The 16,129-nt window shown below is 71.0% G+C and carries 12 protein-coding genes; all 12 read right to left on the minus strand.

What is annotated here, in order from left to right:
* Nucleotides 1-95: 95 nt before the first annotated feature.
* Complete coding sequence (gene fadD32 / locus JJ683_RS02475; protein WP_200171080.1) at nt 96-1,985, minus strand: long-chain-fatty-acid--AMP ligase FadD32; 1,890 nt, start codon at nt 1,983-1,985, stop codon at nt 96-98.
* Nucleotides 1,986-1,996: 11 nt separating this feature from the next.
* Complete coding sequence (locus JJ683_RS02480) at nt 1,997-2,146, minus strand: hypothetical protein (protein WP_200171081.1); 150 nt, start codon at nt 2,144-2,146, stop codon at nt 1,997-1,999.
* A gap of 166 nt (nt 2,147-2,312) precedes the next feature.
* A complete protein-coding gene (locus tag JJ683_RS02485; protein ID WP_200171138.1) occupies nt 2,313-3,320 on the minus strand; it encodes a cutinase family protein in 1,008 nt (335 codons plus the stop codon).
* A 58-nt stretch (nt 3,321-3,378) separates the two neighbouring features.
* Nucleotides 3,379-3,924, minus strand: coding sequence for a DUF732 domain-containing protein (locus JJ683_RS02490; protein WP_200171082.1), 546 nt, complete (start codon nt 3,922-3,924; stop codon nt 3,379-3,381).
* Nucleotides 3,925-4,024: 100 nt separating this feature from the next.
* Nucleotides 4,025-5,929: an alpha/beta hydrolase-fold protein gene (locus JJ683_RS02495; RefSeq protein WP_200171083.1), complete on the minus strand. Its 1,905-nt coding sequence runs from the start codon at nt 5,927-5,929 to the stop codon at nt 4,025-4,027.
* 232 nt (nt 5,930-6,161) lie between these two features.
* Nucleotides 6,162-7,178, minus strand: coding sequence for an alpha/beta hydrolase (locus JJ683_RS02500; protein ID WP_200171084.1), 1,017 nt, complete (start codon nt 7,176-7,178; stop codon nt 6,162-6,164).
* A gap of 408 nt (nt 7,179-7,586) precedes the next feature.
* Nucleotides 7,587-9,698, minus strand: a complete 2,112-nt coding sequence (locus tag JJ683_RS02505) for an arabinofuranosyltransferase AftB family protein (RefSeq protein ID WP_200171085.1) — start codon at nt 9,696-9,698, stop codon at nt 7,587-7,589.
* Nucleotides 9,679-10,647, minus strand: coding sequence for a decaprenyl-phosphate phosphoribosyltransferase (locus JJ683_RS02510; RefSeq protein WP_200171086.1), 969 nt, complete (start codon nt 10,645-10,647; stop codon nt 9,679-9,681). The genes JJ683_RS02505 and JJ683_RS02510 overlap by 20 nt, the downstream gene beginning before the upstream one ends.
* Nucleotides 10,644-11,237: a phosphatase PAP2 family protein gene (locus JJ683_RS02515; RefSeq protein ID WP_307810641.1), complete on the minus strand. Its 594-nt coding sequence runs from the start codon at nt 11,235-11,237 to the stop codon at nt 10,644-10,646. Before JJ683_RS02515 ends, JJ683_RS02510 begins: the two co-directional genes overlap by 4 nt.
* Nucleotides 11,221-13,143, minus strand: coding sequence for a glycosyltransferase (locus JJ683_RS02520; protein WP_200171087.1), 1,923 nt, complete (start codon nt 13,141-13,143; stop codon nt 11,221-11,223). The genes JJ683_RS02515 and JJ683_RS02520 overlap by 17 nt, the downstream gene beginning before the upstream one ends.
* Nucleotides 13,143-14,360 carry a UDP-galactopyranose mutase gene (glf, locus tag JJ683_RS02525; protein WP_307810642.1) on the minus strand — a complete coding sequence of 406 codons (1,218 nt, stop codon included), beginning with the start codon at nt 14,358-14,360 and terminating at the stop codon, nt 13,143-13,145. Before glf ends, JJ683_RS02520 begins: the two co-directional genes overlap by 1 nt.
* A gap of 164 nt (nt 14,361-14,524) precedes the next feature.
* Nucleotides 14,525-16,117, minus strand: a complete 1,593-nt coding sequence (locus JJ683_RS02530; RefSeq protein WP_242474331.1) for a SpoIID/LytB domain-containing protein — start codon at nt 16,115-16,117, stop codon at nt 14,525-14,527.
* Nucleotides 16,118-16,129 lie beyond the last annotated feature (12 nt).

Below are 16,129 nucleotides of genomic sequence, written 5' to 3' on the forward strand. Positions count from 1 at the left end.
GTCATGCCACCTGCTTCGTGTGTTCGTCGGGTGTCGTGCGTGTGCGGGGCCGCGCCGGGCGCCGCTGCGGTGGTGCCGTACCACCGGGCCCGCTGCTACTCGTGGCTGTCCGGGAAGGCCTGCTGCGTGTAGCCGCCGCGCAGCGTGCCCTCGATGTAGGCCGCCTTGCAGGCCCGCCTTGCGATCTTGCCACTCGAGGTGCGCGGGATCGACCCCGCAGGAACCAGCAGCACGTCCCGGGCGGTCACCCCGTGCCGCGTGGAGATCGCGCCCCGCACCGCGTCCGCGATGGGGACCGGGTCGGCCTTGCCCTTGCCGGGCGCCCGCTCGGCCACCACCACGAGCTGTTCGGAGGCATCGTCGCGGTCCGGGGCCAGCCCGCTGCCGGCGTGCCCGAACACCTCCGGCGGCAGCTGGTTGAGCGGCACGGAGAACGCCGCCGCGAAGCCGGGGCGGATGGCCGCGGACTCTTCTTGGGCGGTGATCTCGAGGTCCTGCGGGTAGTGGTTGCGGCCGTCCACGATGACGAGGTCCTTGACGCGGCCGGTGATGAACAGCTGCCCGTCGAAGTACACGCCGTAGTCGCCGGTGCGCATCCACTGGGCCTCGTCGGGTGCGCCCTGCGCGTGGGTGCCGTCCTCGATGCGCTTGACCAGACGATTGCGGAAGGTCTGCTCGGTCTCGTCGGGGCGGGCCCAGTACCCCAGGCCGATGTTGTCGCCGTGCAGCCAGATCTCGCCCACGTGGCCGTCGGCCTGTTCCACGCCGGTGTCGGGGTCGACGATGGCGGCCCACTGGCTCACCGCGACGTGCCCGCACGCCACCTGCGGCACGGCGCCGGGCGCATCCTGGGCCACCGGCATCATGCGCCCACGCCCCAGCTCCGTCCGGTCCACGTACACCACGCGCGCCGGGGTGGCGGCCGCGGTGGTGGACACGAACAGTGTCGCCTCGGCCATGCCGTAGCTGGGCTTGATCGCCGTCGGCGAGAGCCCGTACGGCTCGAACGCTTCGTTGAACTTGCGCATGGACGTGGTGGTGACCGGCTCCGAGCCGTTGATCAGCCCGATCACGTTGCTCAGGTCCAGCACCTCGCCGTCCTTCGGCACACCGCGCACCGCGGCGTGCTCGAAGGCGAAGTTGGGGGCCGCCGCGAACGTGGGGGCGCCGTCGCCGGAGGCCGCGAGCTCACGTATCCAGCGGCCGGGCCGCTGCACGAACGCGCGCGGCGACATGATGGTCACATACCGGCCGCCCACCGCGGGAAGGATCACGGTGAGCAGGCCCATGTCGTGGAACAGCGGCAGCCAGGTGACGCCCCGCGACTCCAGCGTGAGCCCGATGCCGTCCGCCATCTGCGCCGCGTTGGTCAGCACGCCGCGGTGGGTGATCTCCACGCCGGCGGGCGTGCGCGTGGAACCGGAGGTGTACTGGAGGTAGGCGATGGAGTCCAGCGCGGCCTCGGGGCTGGTCCAGGAGTCCGCGACGTCGTCGGGGATCGCATCGACGGCGATGATCCGCGGGCGCTCCTTGGCGGGCAGATGCCGGAACAGCTTGCGCACCCCGGCCGCCGAGCCGGTGGCCGTGAGGATGGCGGCGGGCGTGCAGTCGCCCAGGACGGCCTCGAGCCGATCACCATGGCCGGGCTCGTCCGGGTCGAACAACGGCACCGCGATGGTGCCCGCGTAGATCGCGGCGAAGAAGGAGATGACGTAGTCGAGGCCCTGCGGCGCGAGGATCGCGACGCGGTCGCCCGGCTGCGTGACCTGCTGCAGGCGCGCGGCGATGGCACGCGACCGCACCCCGAATTGTTCCCAGGTGAGTTCGTGCACCTCGCCGTCCCGCGACGTCGAGTAGTCGATGTACCTGTAGGCGAGCGTCCCCGCGGAGGTGACGGTGTTCTCCTCGACGTAGTCGACCAGCGTGCGCCCCGGGTCGAGGCTCACCTGCCCGTTGTCGTCGTAGAAGTCGCCGATCAGTTCCATCCCTACTCCTGTCAGTCCCGCTCGAGGCACGCGGACACCCCGGCGCCCTCCTGCGCCGCCGCGCCCTCGGTTCCGCCACCGGCCACCACCGCGCGCGCATGCATCGGGACCTCCCCGGCCGCACGCCCGCGTCCTCCGTAGCCGACGCAGATCACGAACATGTTACTGAAGCGTCCGCACGGGCGCGAAACCAGTACCCGCGACGCGGTGTAGCACACCGGCCCGGCCGGCTCCGCGTCCCAGCCTGCGCCGCCCCCGCGGGAGCACGACCGAAGCCCGTGGTCACCATACCGGCATCGCGGCGCATCCACCGCGCCGGAGGCGCCCCTAGTCGTGCGCCGGATGCGGCGCTCCCTCGATGAGATCCTCCGCCCAGCCGGTCAGGTACTGGGTGGCCGTCCGCCCGCCGGGCAGGATCGGGTTGGAGCCGTAAAGCGCGTGCACCGGGGCCGAGACCGCCGTGCCGAGCTTGGTCAGCGTGCCGATGAGGTCGCCGGCGAGGTTCGCGGGCGCGTCGCAGATGAGATCGCCGGGCGCGCAGATCTGCACGGTGCGGTCGGCGAGCACGCCGAACCCGTCGGGCCGCGCGCCGGTCATCGTGGTCCCCGGAAAACCCGGAACGTCGTGCAGTCCGCCCAGCATCACCTCGGCACCGACACCGGTGGGCACACCCAGCTGCGTCGTCGCCGCGCCGGGCGCATCCGCGTCGCGACGCCCGTCGGCGACGAGCCCCACTCCCAGCACGAGGTCTGCCGGCACCGGGCCGTTACCGTGCCCGATCTGCGCGGCCACGTCCCCCGCGATCACCGCGCCCTGCGAGAACCCGATGAGCACGTAGCTCGTCAATGGGCACTCGGAATAGCGGTCGGCCAGGATCTGCCGCGTGGCCTCGGTGCCCGCCTCACGGCTGGCGTCGTAGGTGGTCTCCGGCGGCGCGAACGGCCGCGCGAACTGCGCCACATACGGGACCGTCACCACGTCCACCCGGCCGCCTTCGTCGTCGCCGGAGCCGGCGCCGAATTTGTCCTGCACCGGCTGCGTCACGCCTAGCAGCAGCGCGTTCGGGTTGAACTCGGGGTGGTGCGGGTCGTCGTCGGGCGAGCTCTCCCACGTGCCCGGCACCGCCACCATCTGCACGTCGGGGCACGATGCCGGTTGTGCCTGTGGAGGCGGCGTGGTGGGCGCCGGTCCCGGCCCGGGGGGCGGCGGGGCGGACGGCCGCTGCTGCAACCATACGGCGACGGCCGCGACCACGACGACGATCGCGAGCAGCACGAGCGCCGACAGCCACCGCCGGCCGCGCGTGCGCCCACGCCTGGACCTGCGGGCGGCCATCATCGCGCGCGCCCGGCGTGCGACGCGAACGGACCCGCTCCGAACCTCACGGGCCTCGTCACGTGCAGAGCTTGCTCTGCGCGGTGGCGATGAATGCCGCGGCGTCCTTCTCCGCGTCCACTTGCGCGCCCCGCGACTGGGCGTCGAGCGCGATGGTCGCCAGGACCGTCGCATGAATCTGGTCGGCCGGGGTATCGCTGCTCTCCGCGGCGCACACGTAGTTGCCCGTGCTCACCGCCGAGTCGGAGGCTTCGGCGAAGCCGATCTTCTGGCTGCGCAGCGCGTCGAGGAACACCTCGTCGCGCTGTGTCAACGCGGTGTCGGTGGGCCCGGGGTAGTCGCTGGGCAGCGCCTGCGGCGTCTCCGGCGGTGCCGTCTTCGGCACCGCAGTGGGACGCGGGTCCACGGGCCGGGCCGTCGCGTCCGCGCTCGTTGCACCGCTCCCGGCAGCCGCGGTGGTCGCAGGCGCCGAGGTCGCGGCGCTGGGCGTAGAGCTCACCGTCGAATCGTTGCCGCCGCACGCGGACAGGCCGCCTGCGAGGGCGACCACCGCCGCCGCAGCCGCGACCGCGCCGAACCTGCTGCGGTGTGCTGTGCTCTTCATCGGGACCTCACCACTACGGAAACGCTCCGCCTCTCGACCTGCCCTGCCACGTCCGCCCGACCTGCCACTCCTGCGCATTCCATCGTTCCGGCGCGACCCGTCACTTCTGCGCGACCTCGGTCTTGCCGTCCGCCACTGTAATGGTGCCGTGCTCGAAGTCCTGGGCCACGCCGCCCGGGACCGCGCGCTGGTCGCCCGTGGGGAATCCGAGGGGGCCGTTCTCGAAGCCCTGCTCCTCCCAGGCGTCGAAGATCGGGCCGTACTGGATCGACCAGGCCCCGGTGCCGGCGGTCCAGTAGACGATCCCCTTGTCGAACCGGTTGTACTTGCCGATGCCGTTGGGCGTGGTCGTCTCGTCGGACGTGGGCACGCCCATCGCACCGCCCTCGGCGCCCAGGGTGTTGTACTTGTCGCGGATGGCCCCCTGCACCTCGTAGGCGCCCTTGTCGGTGACGTAGATGGAGCCGACCTGGAAGTCCTGCACGGTGCCGGAGGCGCCGTCCATCGGGCGCGGGTCGGACGTCGGGTAGCCGAGGATCCCGGCCTCCCAGCCCAGCGAGCCCCACTTGTCGAGCACCGGCCCCTTGACCATGTGCGCCCCGGTCTGCGGCATCCAGTAGATGGACCCGTTCTGGAAGGCGTTGTACCGCCCGTGCCCGTCCGGCGTCGCCAGCTCGTTGCTCACGGGCAGCCCCAGGTCGCCGCCCGGGCCGCCGACCTGCTGGTAGCGCCCGCCGATCGCGCCCGCCACGATCTTCGCTCCCGTGCCGGCGCTCCAGAACACACGGCCCGCGGCGAAGTCCTGCGCACGGCCGCCGGGCACGTCGTATTCGGGCGTGACGCAGCGGCCCAGCCAGGGCACGCCGTTGGCGAGGTCGCCGATGGCCCCGGTGGCGCGGCAGTCCGGCGCGTCCGGGTCCACGTCGAGCGCCTTCGCGATCTGCGGCCACGACTGGTGCATCTCGAATTGCCAGTACGGCCACGAATGCGTGCCGGACGGCCGATAGACCACGTTGGCCGGGATGCCCTTCTTGTTCAGCTCCGCGGCGAAGTTCTGCGAGGTCATCCGCGAGAGGATCTCGAGGCCCATGCCCGCGATGTTCGTGGAGATGCCGGGGATGCCGGACTGTTGGTCGTACGGGCCGGCGAACCCGTTGCCGCTGGAGACGTAGATGCTCATCCCCTTGAGCTTGTCCACGTGCAGCAGCGGGTCCTGTTCGGTCCAGCGCGGGTCGGACGGCAGGCCCCACATGTTCTGCGAGTGGAAACCGCCCGCGTCGAGCATCGCGAACTGGATCGCCTGCGGCATGCCCAGGGAAGTCGTGGACAGGATGCCGGAGTACGAGGCGACGAAGTCGAACATGTCCGGGTGCCGCTCGGCCAGCATCATCGCGGCGGTGCCGCCCATCGACAGGCCGGCGATCGCGGCCTTGTCGGTGCTCGTGCGCCAGTCGTTGTGCAGGATCGGCGGCAGCTCCTTGGTCAGGAACGTCTCCCACTGGTAGTTCTTGCCGTTGTCCGGCTTGTCCCAGTTCGTGTAGAAGCTCGACTGCCCGCCCACCGGCAGGACCACGTTGACGTTCTTGTCGGCGAAGAAGTCGACGATGTCGGTCTCGATGGTCCAGCCGCTCTGGTCGTCGCGGGCACGCAGCCCGTCGAGCATGAGCAGCTCGGGGTAGTCCTTGTCGGGGGCGATGTGCCAGTCGCGCCCGACCAGGATCTGCACCTGGATGTCCTCGTTCATGGCGGGGGAATGCACCCAGACCGCTACACGGCGGTCGGACAGCCACTGCACCTTGGTCACCTTGACCCCGGCGGGAACCGCCTCGCCGGCGGGCGCGGCGTGGGCGACGGGCGCGGCCTGCGGCAGCACCTGCGCGGTCACCGGGAGCGCCAGAGCCGCGGCGAGCGGCACCGCGCCCCACGCGATGAGCCGGCGGCGCAGCCCCGCCCGCGGACGCCCGTCACGGGACTCCCCGCGATTCCACGACGTGTCAGAGCGCATCAAGACTTCCTCGCTTCGATCCGAAAAAGCGGAAACGACCCGACCACCGTTTCCCGATCACCGTCACAGTAATGCCCACAAGGACAAATCACATCATTCACACGCCGAACATCAGTCACATCGGGCTGGAGCGGTGCACGGCCGTTCCGGCGCCGACGGTCGTCCCCGGACGCGGAGAGGCGCGCGTCTGCGGACGCGCGCCTCTCCGTTCGTCACGTGTGTGCGGGGCGGATCACCAGCCGTTCGTGGCGTCCAGGATCTGCGGCCTGGCCTTGTCCAGCTCCGCGCTCCAGTTGTTCCACGAGTGGATGCCCACCGGCGGGAACGAATAGGTGGCGGGGATGTTCAGCGAGTTCAGCCGTGCCTGGAAGATGCGGGAGTTCGCCAGCGCCAGCCCTTCGAGCGCCATGCCGTTGGTGGTGTTGTAGTAGTCCAGCAGCGACTGGGGCCGGTCGCCGTTGACGGGGTCCGGGTTGGGCAGCGCGCTGGCCGCCGAGATGTACAGCGAGATGCCGCGCAGCTCGGGTGCGAAGTTGAACGGGTCGTGCGAGACCCACTCCGGGTTGAGCGACGAGGCGGAGCCGTACATGTCGCCCGCGTTGAAGCTGCCCGCGTCGAGCATGCCGATGCTGATGCCGGCGGGCATGCCGATCATCGAGTTGTGCAGGTAGCCGGAGAACGAACCGGCGAACGAGTAGTACGGCTTGTACTTGGCCGCGAAGTAGAGCGCCGCGCTGCCGCCCATCGACAGGCCCGCGATGGCGTTGTGGTCACGGGCGATGCCGTGCACGTTCGCCAGATAGTTCGGCAGCTCCACGCTCAGGAACGTCTCCCACTTGTAGGTGAAGTCCTGGCCGTTGATGGCGCTCGGCGCGTTCCAGTCCGCGTACCAGCTGGACTGGCCGCCGATGGGCATGACGACGTTGATGTTGTCGTTGCGGAACTTGTCGAAGGCGTTGGTCTCGATATCCCAGCCGCTGAAGTCGTCGCGGGCGCGCAGGCCGTCCAGCAGGATCAGCGCGTGGTTGCCGCCGCGCGCCGACGGCATGAAGGAGACCGGGATGTTGCGGGCCATGGCGTCCGACCACACGTACTCCTTGACGATGCGGCCGTCGTCGTTCCACGACCACGCGGACGCCGTGCCGGCGGTGGCGACCCCGGTCAGCATCGCCAGCGAGAACGCGATCGCAGCGAATCCGAGGAGCCGGGCGCGCACGCGCCGGAGAAACCGTGGTTCCGCATTGGTCATCGGCCTGAACCTCTTCCTGTGGGCAGCCTCGGAGAACTTCGGAAATGCACCCGGTTCACCGCACTGCTGCGTGTCGACCTTCCAGTCGGTCACGGCTCGTGGACACCCGCCTGCATCGTCGGTCAAAGTTAAACGCCCTGACCTGGCAATGCAACTCGCCGTCCGGACCGCGGCCGGCGCGCGCACGTCCGTCACCGCACTCGCCTGGATCCTGTTGTGTATCGACCGTTCGTCGCAATCCGTTACCTGCCCGTGACACTCCGCACGTCGACGCATTGAAATCGCGTGCTGCCGTGTCCCGCACCCGTGTCCGTCCGGCCCCTGCGACACCCGCCCGCGACGCGCCGGGCCCGTCTAGTGAGGTTACTCACAACCGAGGCCCGGTGTGGGCGAACGCGCGCGCCGGACTCAGCGCGGGGGCGTGTCGAGCGGCGGCGGCACCAGGTCGCAGCGTTCGATCTCGTACTCCGGATCCGGGTCGATCTGATAGGCCGCCAGCGACCATGCGTGGCGGAAGTTCTCCCACCACCGCCCCCAGGTCAGCTCGCCGGTGTACGAGTCGAGCAGGTACTCGGTCTGTGGGCAGGTGATGGCGGTCTCCGCCTGCTTCACCCAGTCCTCGTCGAGCCACTGCGGCATCCCCTCCTCGTGGGTGTCCGCGAGCCCCTGCAGCGCGATCACCCAGTCCGGCGGGAGGTTCTTGTCGTGCCCGATACGCCCGTAGGTGATCCGCGGCGTATGCGCTGCAAGCGGGAACGCCAGCCCCACGGTGTCGTACACCTTGACGTCCAGCGGCGTGTTCATACCCGGCATCCCGAGGTTGATGAAGTACACGGTGTGCTGCGCCTCGCCGGGCGGGGGCGGAACCGCGGGCGGGATCACCGTCCAGGAGTTCAGGCTGCCGTTCTGGATGAGCAATCCGCCCTCCGGCGTGGCCCGGATCGTGTCCACCAGCGCACGCATCCGCGGAAAGTCCAGGTAGTCCTGCGAGGTGATGGGGTGCGCGTGCCCGGTGGCGGTCACGTAGAAGGCCCGCTCGTCCACGATCCCGTCACGGGTGAGCGTGCCCGGGCGCGCCGCTCCCGGAACGTTGACGATCGTCAGCGCCCAGGCGATCACACCGATCCACCCCAGCACCGGGACCGCGGTGCGCGCCGCCGGGGCCAACACGCCGCGCAGCCCCGCCGCGGCGTCGGCCGGGCGCAGGTCCCGACAGCGCGGAATCGGCACGGGGATCATCGCCAGCGGGGCGATCAGCAGGAACACCACGGGCAGCAGCACGCGACCGTGCATGAAGTCGCCGCCCACCCGCAGCACGTACACCAACCACACCAGAGCGACGGCGACGATCAGCGCGGTGACCGTGACCGGCGAGTGCAGCCGGTCCTGAGCGCGGCGCAGGCGCGCCGCCACGGGGCGCGCGATACGCCGCGGGGGGCGATACTCCCCCGGAACGCCCGGCGCTCCGGCCGCGGCGCCGTCCGCCGCGGACCCTGCACCCTTGGCCCCGGCACCCTTGACCCCGGAACCCTTGGCCCTGGCCCAGGCCGCGCCCGCCGACACCGCGCGCACGGCGGCCGGACCCCACATCACCGCGGCGATCACCACCAGCAGCACCAGCGGCACCCACAGCACGTACGGCTGCACCAGGTCCGCCAGGTAGATCAGGCCCTTGCCCCACTTGGCCTCGCCCGCATCCTTCGCCACGGCGGTGTTCGGGTACGGCAACGCGTAGTAGCCCATGCGCCAGATCTGGTAGCCCACAGGCACCAATCCGGACACGCCGACGAGCACCGCCCTGCGCCGCCACGACTGGCGGACGCAGAACAGCAGCAGCAGCACCGGCGCTCCCAGCAGCACGGTTTCCGGCCGCACCAGCCAACTCAACCCGGCCAGGAAACCCAACGACAGCACCGACGCCGTGGACGGCCGCTCCGTGGTCGCCCAGCGCACCAACAGCCACCACACCGCGCCCAGCCAGCACAGCAGCAACCCCACCTCGAGCCCACTGGTGGCGAAGTCGCGGGCCGGCGGCAGCGCCGCGTAGATGAAGACGCCGCCCGGGAGCAACAGCACCGGGCCCCTCACCCGGCGCGCCCACGCGGAATGCCGCAGCAGACGGGCCGAGCCGAGCATCACGAACACCATGGCGGCGATACTCAGCGCCAGACACACGCCCACCGCGACGTACTCGAGCCGCGCGCGGGTGATCCACCCGAACAGCCACATCACGTACGTCCAGGCGGTACTGGTGTTGACCTCCACGCGCTCGCCCGCGTTGAACACCGGGCCGTTGCCCGCCAGCAGGTTGCGCACGGTGCGCAGGACGATGAGGCCGTCGTCGGCCATCCACCGCCGCTGCCACCCGCCATAGCCGAACAACCCGGCCGCGACGATGATGCCGAGCATCGTCACCGCGCCCTGCGGTCCCCACCGGTTCAGCGCACCCCGCACCCGTTCGGACCAGGCGCTGCGCGGCGGGGTGCCGGCGCCGGGCTCGTCAGATATGCGGTACGACATAGGCGGCGACGCCGACGATCACGATCCACGCGACCGCGAGCAGCTGCAGGGCCCGGTCGCGGCGCGCGATATCCTCCGGGGCGCCCGCCACGCCGCCGTCGACATCCACCGCGTACCGGAGGATGGCGATGACGAACGGGATCATCGAGATCGCGTACCACGCGCCGCCGCGGAGCGCGTCCTGCTCGAAGGCCCACAGCCCGTAGCAGAGCACCACGGCGGTGGCCGAGAGCGTCCAGACGAACCGCAGATAAGTAGTGGTGTAGCCCTCCAGCGACTTGCGGATCTTCGCGCCCGTCCGTTCGGCCAGCTGCAGCTCCGCGTAGCGCTTGCCCGCGGCCATGAACAGCGAGCCGAAGGCCATGATCAGCAGGAACCACTGCGAGAGTCCGATCGCGGCCGCCACGCCGCCCGCCATGGCGCGCAGCAGGAAGCCCGACGACACGATGCAGATGTCGAGCACCGCCTGGTGCTTCAGGCCGAAGCAGTACGCGAGCTGCACCGCGATGTACACGGCCACGACGATGGCCAGGCGGTAGTTCGCGACGAACGACAACGCGATGGCCGCCGCCACCAGCACGACCGACGCCGCGTACGCCACGCCCACCGGCAGCGCCCCGGCGGCGATGGGCCGGTAGCGCTTGACCGGGTGCGCGCGGTCGGCCTCGACATCACGCGCGTCGTTGATGAGGTAGATGGACGAGGCGGCCAGGCAGAACACCACGAACGCGATGAGCGACGGCCACAGCACGTCCCACTCGAAGACGTTCCCCGCCGCGACGGGGGCCGCCAACACCAGGACGTTCTTGATCCACTGCCACGGGCGCATCGCCTTGACCAGCGCGGCCAGGGCGTTACGCGGAACCTTGGCAGCGGCCGCGACGGACTCGGCGTCCGTCGGCTGCTCGACCGGCTCGAGCCCCACCAGATGATCGGCGCTTTCGCTCATCGTCTGTTGTTTCCTTCCGACCCCGCCACCCTAGGCCGTGGCTCATCGCGGAGCACCGGCACCCGACGCCGGAGCCGGTCCGTCGCCACCGCCGCGAGCGCGCCGATGGCACTGCCGGCGACGACGTCCGACGGGTAGTGCACGCCCAGCAGCAGCCGGGACAGCGCCATGGCCGGCACCACGGCGGCCGCCACGGGCACCCCGCTCGCCCGCCCGATCAGCAGCGCCGCGGCCGTCGACGAGGTGGCATGCGATGACGGAAAACTCAGCCTGCTCGGGGTGGACACGCCCACCCGCACCATCGGATCCTGCGGGCGCGGCCGACGCACCACACGTTTGACGGCGATCGACGCGGCGTGCGCGCCCACCGCACCCGCACCCACCGCCAGCCACCGGCCGCGCCGAGACCGGTCCACCGCGGCGCCCGCCGCCGACACGGCCATCCAGCCCAGCGCGTGTTCGCCGAAGTGCGACATGCCGCGGGCCGTCGTCAACACCCCCGGACGATCGATGAGCACGTCCTGCACCGCGGCCAGCACGGGCGTCTCGGCAGCGGCGGCCGCCGCGACCAGGTCATCCTTCGCCGACACGGGTCTCCCATCCCTCGAAAACGCCGGACCAGCGCTCGCGGCTCGTCAAGCCGGGGGCCGCCGCGCGGTAGGCCTGCTTCATCTCCGGGAACCGCGTGTTCAGCTCGCGCAGCAGGCGCAGAGACTCGCGCAGCAGCACGGCCGCCTTCTCCCGGTCGCGCTGGCGGTACACCACGCCCCGCCCGTCGGCTGTGGTGACGGTGACGCCGTCCACCTGCGAGAGCAGGAACCAGCGCGCGTCCAGGGTGGGCACGTTGAGCTGCGGTGTGCGGTGCGTGGACTCGTCGGCCAGGCGGGCGTTGCGGGCCAGCCCCTTTGCCAGCCGCACCACCTTGGACACCGGGTTCGACGGCAGCGACACCGCGCCCACGCCGGCGTGCGACGGCAACGGCAGCTCGGTGGACGACGGCAGCACCACCGCGTCCGGGTACTCGCTGCGCATCCGCCGCACCATGGGCATCGCGGATTCGAGGATCGACGTGATGTGCTCCGGGCCGGCGAGGAAGTCCCGGATGGCCTGGTTCTGGATGGCCACCGTGGAGTATTCGAGGCACAGCAGGTGCTTGACGGTGGCCTTGAGCGCGTTCTGCATGAGCCCGCGGTGCCCGCCGTCCATGTGCAGCGATGCCACGACCAGCCTGTTGCGCAGGTGGAAGTAGGCCTGCCAGTCGATGGCGTCGTCCTTGTCCGACCACGCCATGTGCCAGATCGCCGCGCCCGGCATCGTCACCGTCGGGTAACCGGCCTTGCGGGCACGCAGTCCGTACTCGGCGTCGTCCCATTTGATGAACAGCGGCAGCGGCTGGCCGATCTCCTCCGCGACCGAGCGCGGGATCATGCACATCCACCAGCCGTTGAAGTCGACGTCGATGCGCCGGTGCAGATCCTTGGACTCCTCCCGGTCGCGCAGCGGGCGCGTGGAGAAGTCGTGGTCGTATTCCACGTGCGGCGCGGCACCCCACATGAATATATCGCGCCGCACCACCTCGCCCATCGTGTGCAGGTGGCTGCGCTCCTGCAGGTTGAGCATCTGCCCGCCCACCAGGGTGGGCACCTTGGCGAAGCGCGAGAACGCGAGCGCCCGCAGGATCGAATCCGGCTCGATCTGGATGTCGTCGTCCATGAACAGGATCTGCTCGCAGTCCGTGTTCTTCACGGCCTCGAGCATGATGCGGCTGTACCCGCCGGAGCCGCCCAGGTTGGGCTGGTCGTACATCCGCAGCCGCTCGCCCAGCAGCGCCGACGTCTCGGCGAAGTCGTCCTGATCGCGCACCTTGTCGGCGCCCTGGTCGGGCACGATGATCGTGTCCACCACGTCCATCACGAGCGGGTCGGAGGCGATGGCGCGCAGCGCGGCCACGCAGTCGGCGGGCCGGTTGAACGTGGGGATGCCCAGGGCCACCGCGGCGCGGCCGGGCGCCGCGGTGGGCGCGTACCAGCCGGCCGAGAGCACCTCGGTCTTCGTGGCGGTGGTGACGTCGAACCAGATCCAGCCGCCGTCCTCGAACGGCGCGAGCGACACGGAGAACTCGAGGACCCGGGTCTCGCCGGCCGCCTCGTCCGGGCCGGCCGCGGAATCGTCATCGACCCGCTGCCCCTCGACGTGGATCCGGCTGCCGTCCGCCTTGGAGCGGTAGACGTCCACCCGGCAACCGCCCCGGACCTCGATCCGCAGCACCACCGCGTCCAGCACCGTCCACCGGCGCCAGTAACTGGCGGGGAACGCGTTGAAGTAGGTGGCGAACGACACCTCGGACTCCGCGCCCAGGCGCACCGAGGTGCGTGAGGTGGCGTGCGCCCGGCGCGCGTTGGTCTCCGACTCCTCCAGGTACAGCGTTCGCACGTCCAGCGGCTCGCCGCCGCGGGGAAGCAGGATCCGCTGCAGCAGCGACTGTGCGGCGGCCATCAGTTGCCGGCCGCCGTACGTCCGAGGGAATCGGCGAGGTGGTTGTCGAACATGCTCATCGCGCTGGCGATGGCCATGTGCATGTCCAGGTACTGGTAGGTGCCCAGCCGCCCGCCGAAGAACACGCCGTTGTCCTGCGTCTCCGCCTTCGCCAGCGCACGGTAGGCGTCGAGCTTGGCGCGGTCGTCGGCGGTGTTGATCGGATAGTACGGCTCGTCGTCCTCCTCGGCCGCACGGGAGAACTCGCGCATGATCACGGTCTTGTCCGACGGGTAGTCGCGCTCAGGGTGGAAATGCCGGAACTCGTGGATGCGCGTGTAGGCGACGTCCGCGTCCGCATAGTTCATCACCGGCGTGCCCTGGAAGTCCCCGCAGTCGCTCAGAACCTCCTCCTCGAAGTCCAGCGTGCGCCAGCCCAGCCGGCCCTCGCTGTGGTCGAAGTAGCGGTCCAGCGGGCCCGTGTACACCACCGGGGCGTCGGGGGAGGCGGCGCGCAGGTCTTCGCGCACGGCGAACCAGTCGGTGTCCAGCCGCACCTCGATGAGCTCGTGCGCCGCCATGTTCTCCAACCACGCGGTGTACCCGTCGGTGGGCAGGCCCTCGTAGGTGTCGGTGAAGTAGCCGTTGTCGAACGTGTAGCGCACGGGCAGGCGCGTGATGATCCCGGCCGGCAGCTCCTTGGGGTCGGTCTGCCACTGCTTGGCCGTGTAGTTCTTGACGAACGCCTCGTAGAGGGGGCGGCCGATAAGCGAGATCGCCTTCTCCTCGAGGTTCTGCGCGTCGGCGGTGTCGATCTCAGCGGCCTGCTCGGCGATGAGTGCACGAGCCTCGGTGGGCGAGTAGTAGCGCCCGAAGAACTCCGAGATCAGCCCCAACCCCATCGGGAACTGGTACACCTGCCCGTTGTGGTTGGTGACCACGCGGTGCCGGTAGCCGGTGAATGTGGTGAAGCGGTTCACGTAGTCCCACACACGCTTGTTGGAGGTGTGGAACAGGTGCGCGCCGTAGCGGTGCACCTCGATCCCGGTGGTCGGCTCCGCCTCCGAGTAGGCGTTGCCGCCGATGTGGTGGCGACGGTCCAGCACCAGCACCCGCTTGCCCAGCTCGGAGGCGGCGCGCTCGGCCACGGTGAGCCCGAAGAATCCGGAGCCGACGACGATCAGGTCGTACTCGCCGGCCGCTTGCCGCTTGGCGTTCGTCTCAATATCACTCGACACAGAAGCCCAGGGTAACGGAAGTCGCCCGGGCGGGACGCCCGCAGTCTGCCGCGGCCCGCCGCACGGTGACGGACGCCACCATGCGGCGGGCCGCGGGATGCAGCGCGGCAGGCCGCGGGATGCAGCGCGGCGGGCCGTCGGATGCAGCGCGGCGGGCCGGGTCGTCAGGGCTCGGGCTGTTCCGGCGGGCCCTCGCCGCGTGCGTCCGTGTAGGCCTGGAGGCCGTCGGCTGCCACGCCGCCGATCGCGTCGATCGCGCTACCGAGCTTCGAGTCGGCCCCCATCGCGCCGGAGAGCGCATCCGCCGCGCGCCGGATGTCCTCCGCCGTCAGCCCCGCGCCGCCGACGATGTCGAGCGGACCGGATTCGCCACCACCGCTCTCGGGTGCCTGGCCGGAGGAGTCGGGGACGGCCGGGGGCAGCACACCCGACGAGTCCGGGATGAGGCCCGACGACTCCGGCGGGATCACCGACGCCGCCGGACCCTGGCCGTCGATCGTGAACCAGTCCGACTTGAGGCCCAGTCCGGTGCGGACCTCCGGGCCGGACACCTCCACCGTCTTGTCCGCGCCCACCACGCGCATCGTCACCACGCGCCCGCCGTCGGCGCCGAGCCCGTTGCGTGCTGTCACCGTCATCTCCTGGAGCGGCCCCACTCCGAACGCCTCCGACACCTGCTGAGCGGTGACGGTCTGCGTCCAGTCGTGCACTGGTGAGGCGGTGTCGCCCGCGTCTTCGACGGCCGGGAAATCGCCGCCGGCGGTCCAGCCGCCGGTCGACGCGGAGAACTCGGTGGCCACCGGTTGTCCCCCACGCGTGACCACCATGCCCGCGGTGTCCGCCACGGCCGCGTCGGTGCGCGGATCCTCCTCGGCGGTGCCGCCGTAGACCTGGCACGCCTGCGTGTCGCACGTTTCCGCGTACGCGTAGCGGTCCTCGGCGGCCGCGTACGAGCGGGCGGCGATCGCCTGCGCGCGCAGCGCCTCGCCCGCGCCCTTGTCGGCCCAGCCCGCGGAGATCTCCTCGGGCAGCACGCCGCGCAGATAGTCCGCCATACCCACGTGGTTCACGGTGCGCGGCGCGCCGCCGTCGAGGGCGACGCCCAGGTCGCCGCGGTAGGTGTTGCCGCCGCACACGGTGAGCTTCGCGCCGCCGGCCGGCGAGACGCGCGGATCCCCCACGGCGAACGAGTCAGTGGGGGCGCCGCCGCACCCCTGCGTGACGGTCACGTCCGCGCCGCCGGGGGTGGGGCGCAGGGTCACCGCGGCGCCGGCGGGCACCTCGTGGCCGTCGACCGTCATCGGCCCGTCCGAGGTGACGGACAGGTCCTCACCGTCGAGCCCCATCAGCCGCACGGAGATCCCGCCGGTGTCGATCCGCTGCAGCTCGGTGCCGCCGTAGTAGTGGCCGATGATCTGCTCGGCGCTCCATCCGTGGTCCTTGGCGTAGCCGTACGCGCCCCACTGCCCCATGCCCCGGCCGTGCCCGTGGCCGTGCCCGCGCAGGGTGAACACCGTTTGCGCATCGACCACCGGGACCGTATCGAGGTGCGCAGCCGCGGCGCCGTCCGTCCCGCCGGCACCGCCCGCCGTCACCGACACCGCGACGGCCGCCACCGCCAGCATCGGTGCCGACACCGCGGCGGACAGCTTCGCGGCGGCCGCCCGTCGCCGTCGGCGTGACGCGTCCGGGCCGCGGGCGGTCGACAGCGGCCGCCGGACGGCGCGCAGGGCGTTCCTCAGCGGTGATCGATGCATCGGCGTTCTCCT

Origin of the sequence: Tomitella cavernea (assembly GCF_016599145.1) — a bacterium.
Lineage (GTDB): Bacteria > Actinomycetota > Actinomycetes > Mycobacteriales > Mycobacteriaceae > Tomitella > Tomitella cavernae.

Excerpts from the sequence above, each read along its gene's own strand:
- JJ683_RS02500 (WP_200171084.1), bottom strand. The coding sequence starts at position 7,178 with ATGACCAATGCGGAACCACGGTTTCTCCGGCGCGTGCGCGCCCGGCTC.
- JJ683_RS02495 (WP_200171083.1), bottom strand. The coding sequence starts at position 5,929 with ATGCGCTCTGACACGTCGTGGAATCGCGGGGAGTCCCGTGACGGGCGT.
- JJ683_RS02530 (WP_242474331.1), bottom strand. The coding sequence starts at position 16,117 with ATGCATCGATCACCGCTGAGGAACGCCCTGCGCGCCGTCCGGCGGCCG.
- JJ683_RS02480 (WP_200171081.1), bottom strand. The coding sequence starts at position 2,146 with ATGTTCGTGATCTGCGTCGGCTACGGAGGACGCGGGCGTGCGGCCGGG.
- JJ683_RS02490 (WP_200171082.1), bottom strand. The coding sequence starts at position 3,924 with ATGAAGAGCACAGCACACCGCAGCAGGTTCGGCGCGGTCGCGGCTGCG.
- JJ683_RS02505 (WP_200171085.1), bottom strand. The coding sequence starts at position 9,698 with ATGTCGTACCGCATATCTGACGAGCCCGGCGCCGGCACCCCGCCGCGC.
- JJ683_RS02485 (WP_200171138.1), bottom strand. The coding sequence starts at position 3,320 with ATGGCCGCCCGCAGGTCCAGGCGTGGGCGCACGCGCGGCCGGCGGTGG.
- JJ683_RS02510 (WP_200171086.1), bottom strand. The coding sequence starts at position 10,647 with ATGAGCGAAAGCGCCGATCATCTGGTGGGGCTCGAGCCGGTCGAGCAG.
- JJ683_RS02520 (WP_200171087.1), bottom strand. The coding sequence starts at position 13,143 with ATGGCCGCCGCACAGTCGCTGCTGCAGCGGATCCTGCTTCCCCGCGGC.
- fadD32 (WP_200171080.1), bottom strand. The coding sequence starts at position 1,985 with ATGGAACTGATCGGCGACTTCTACGACGACAACGGGCAGGTGAGCCTC.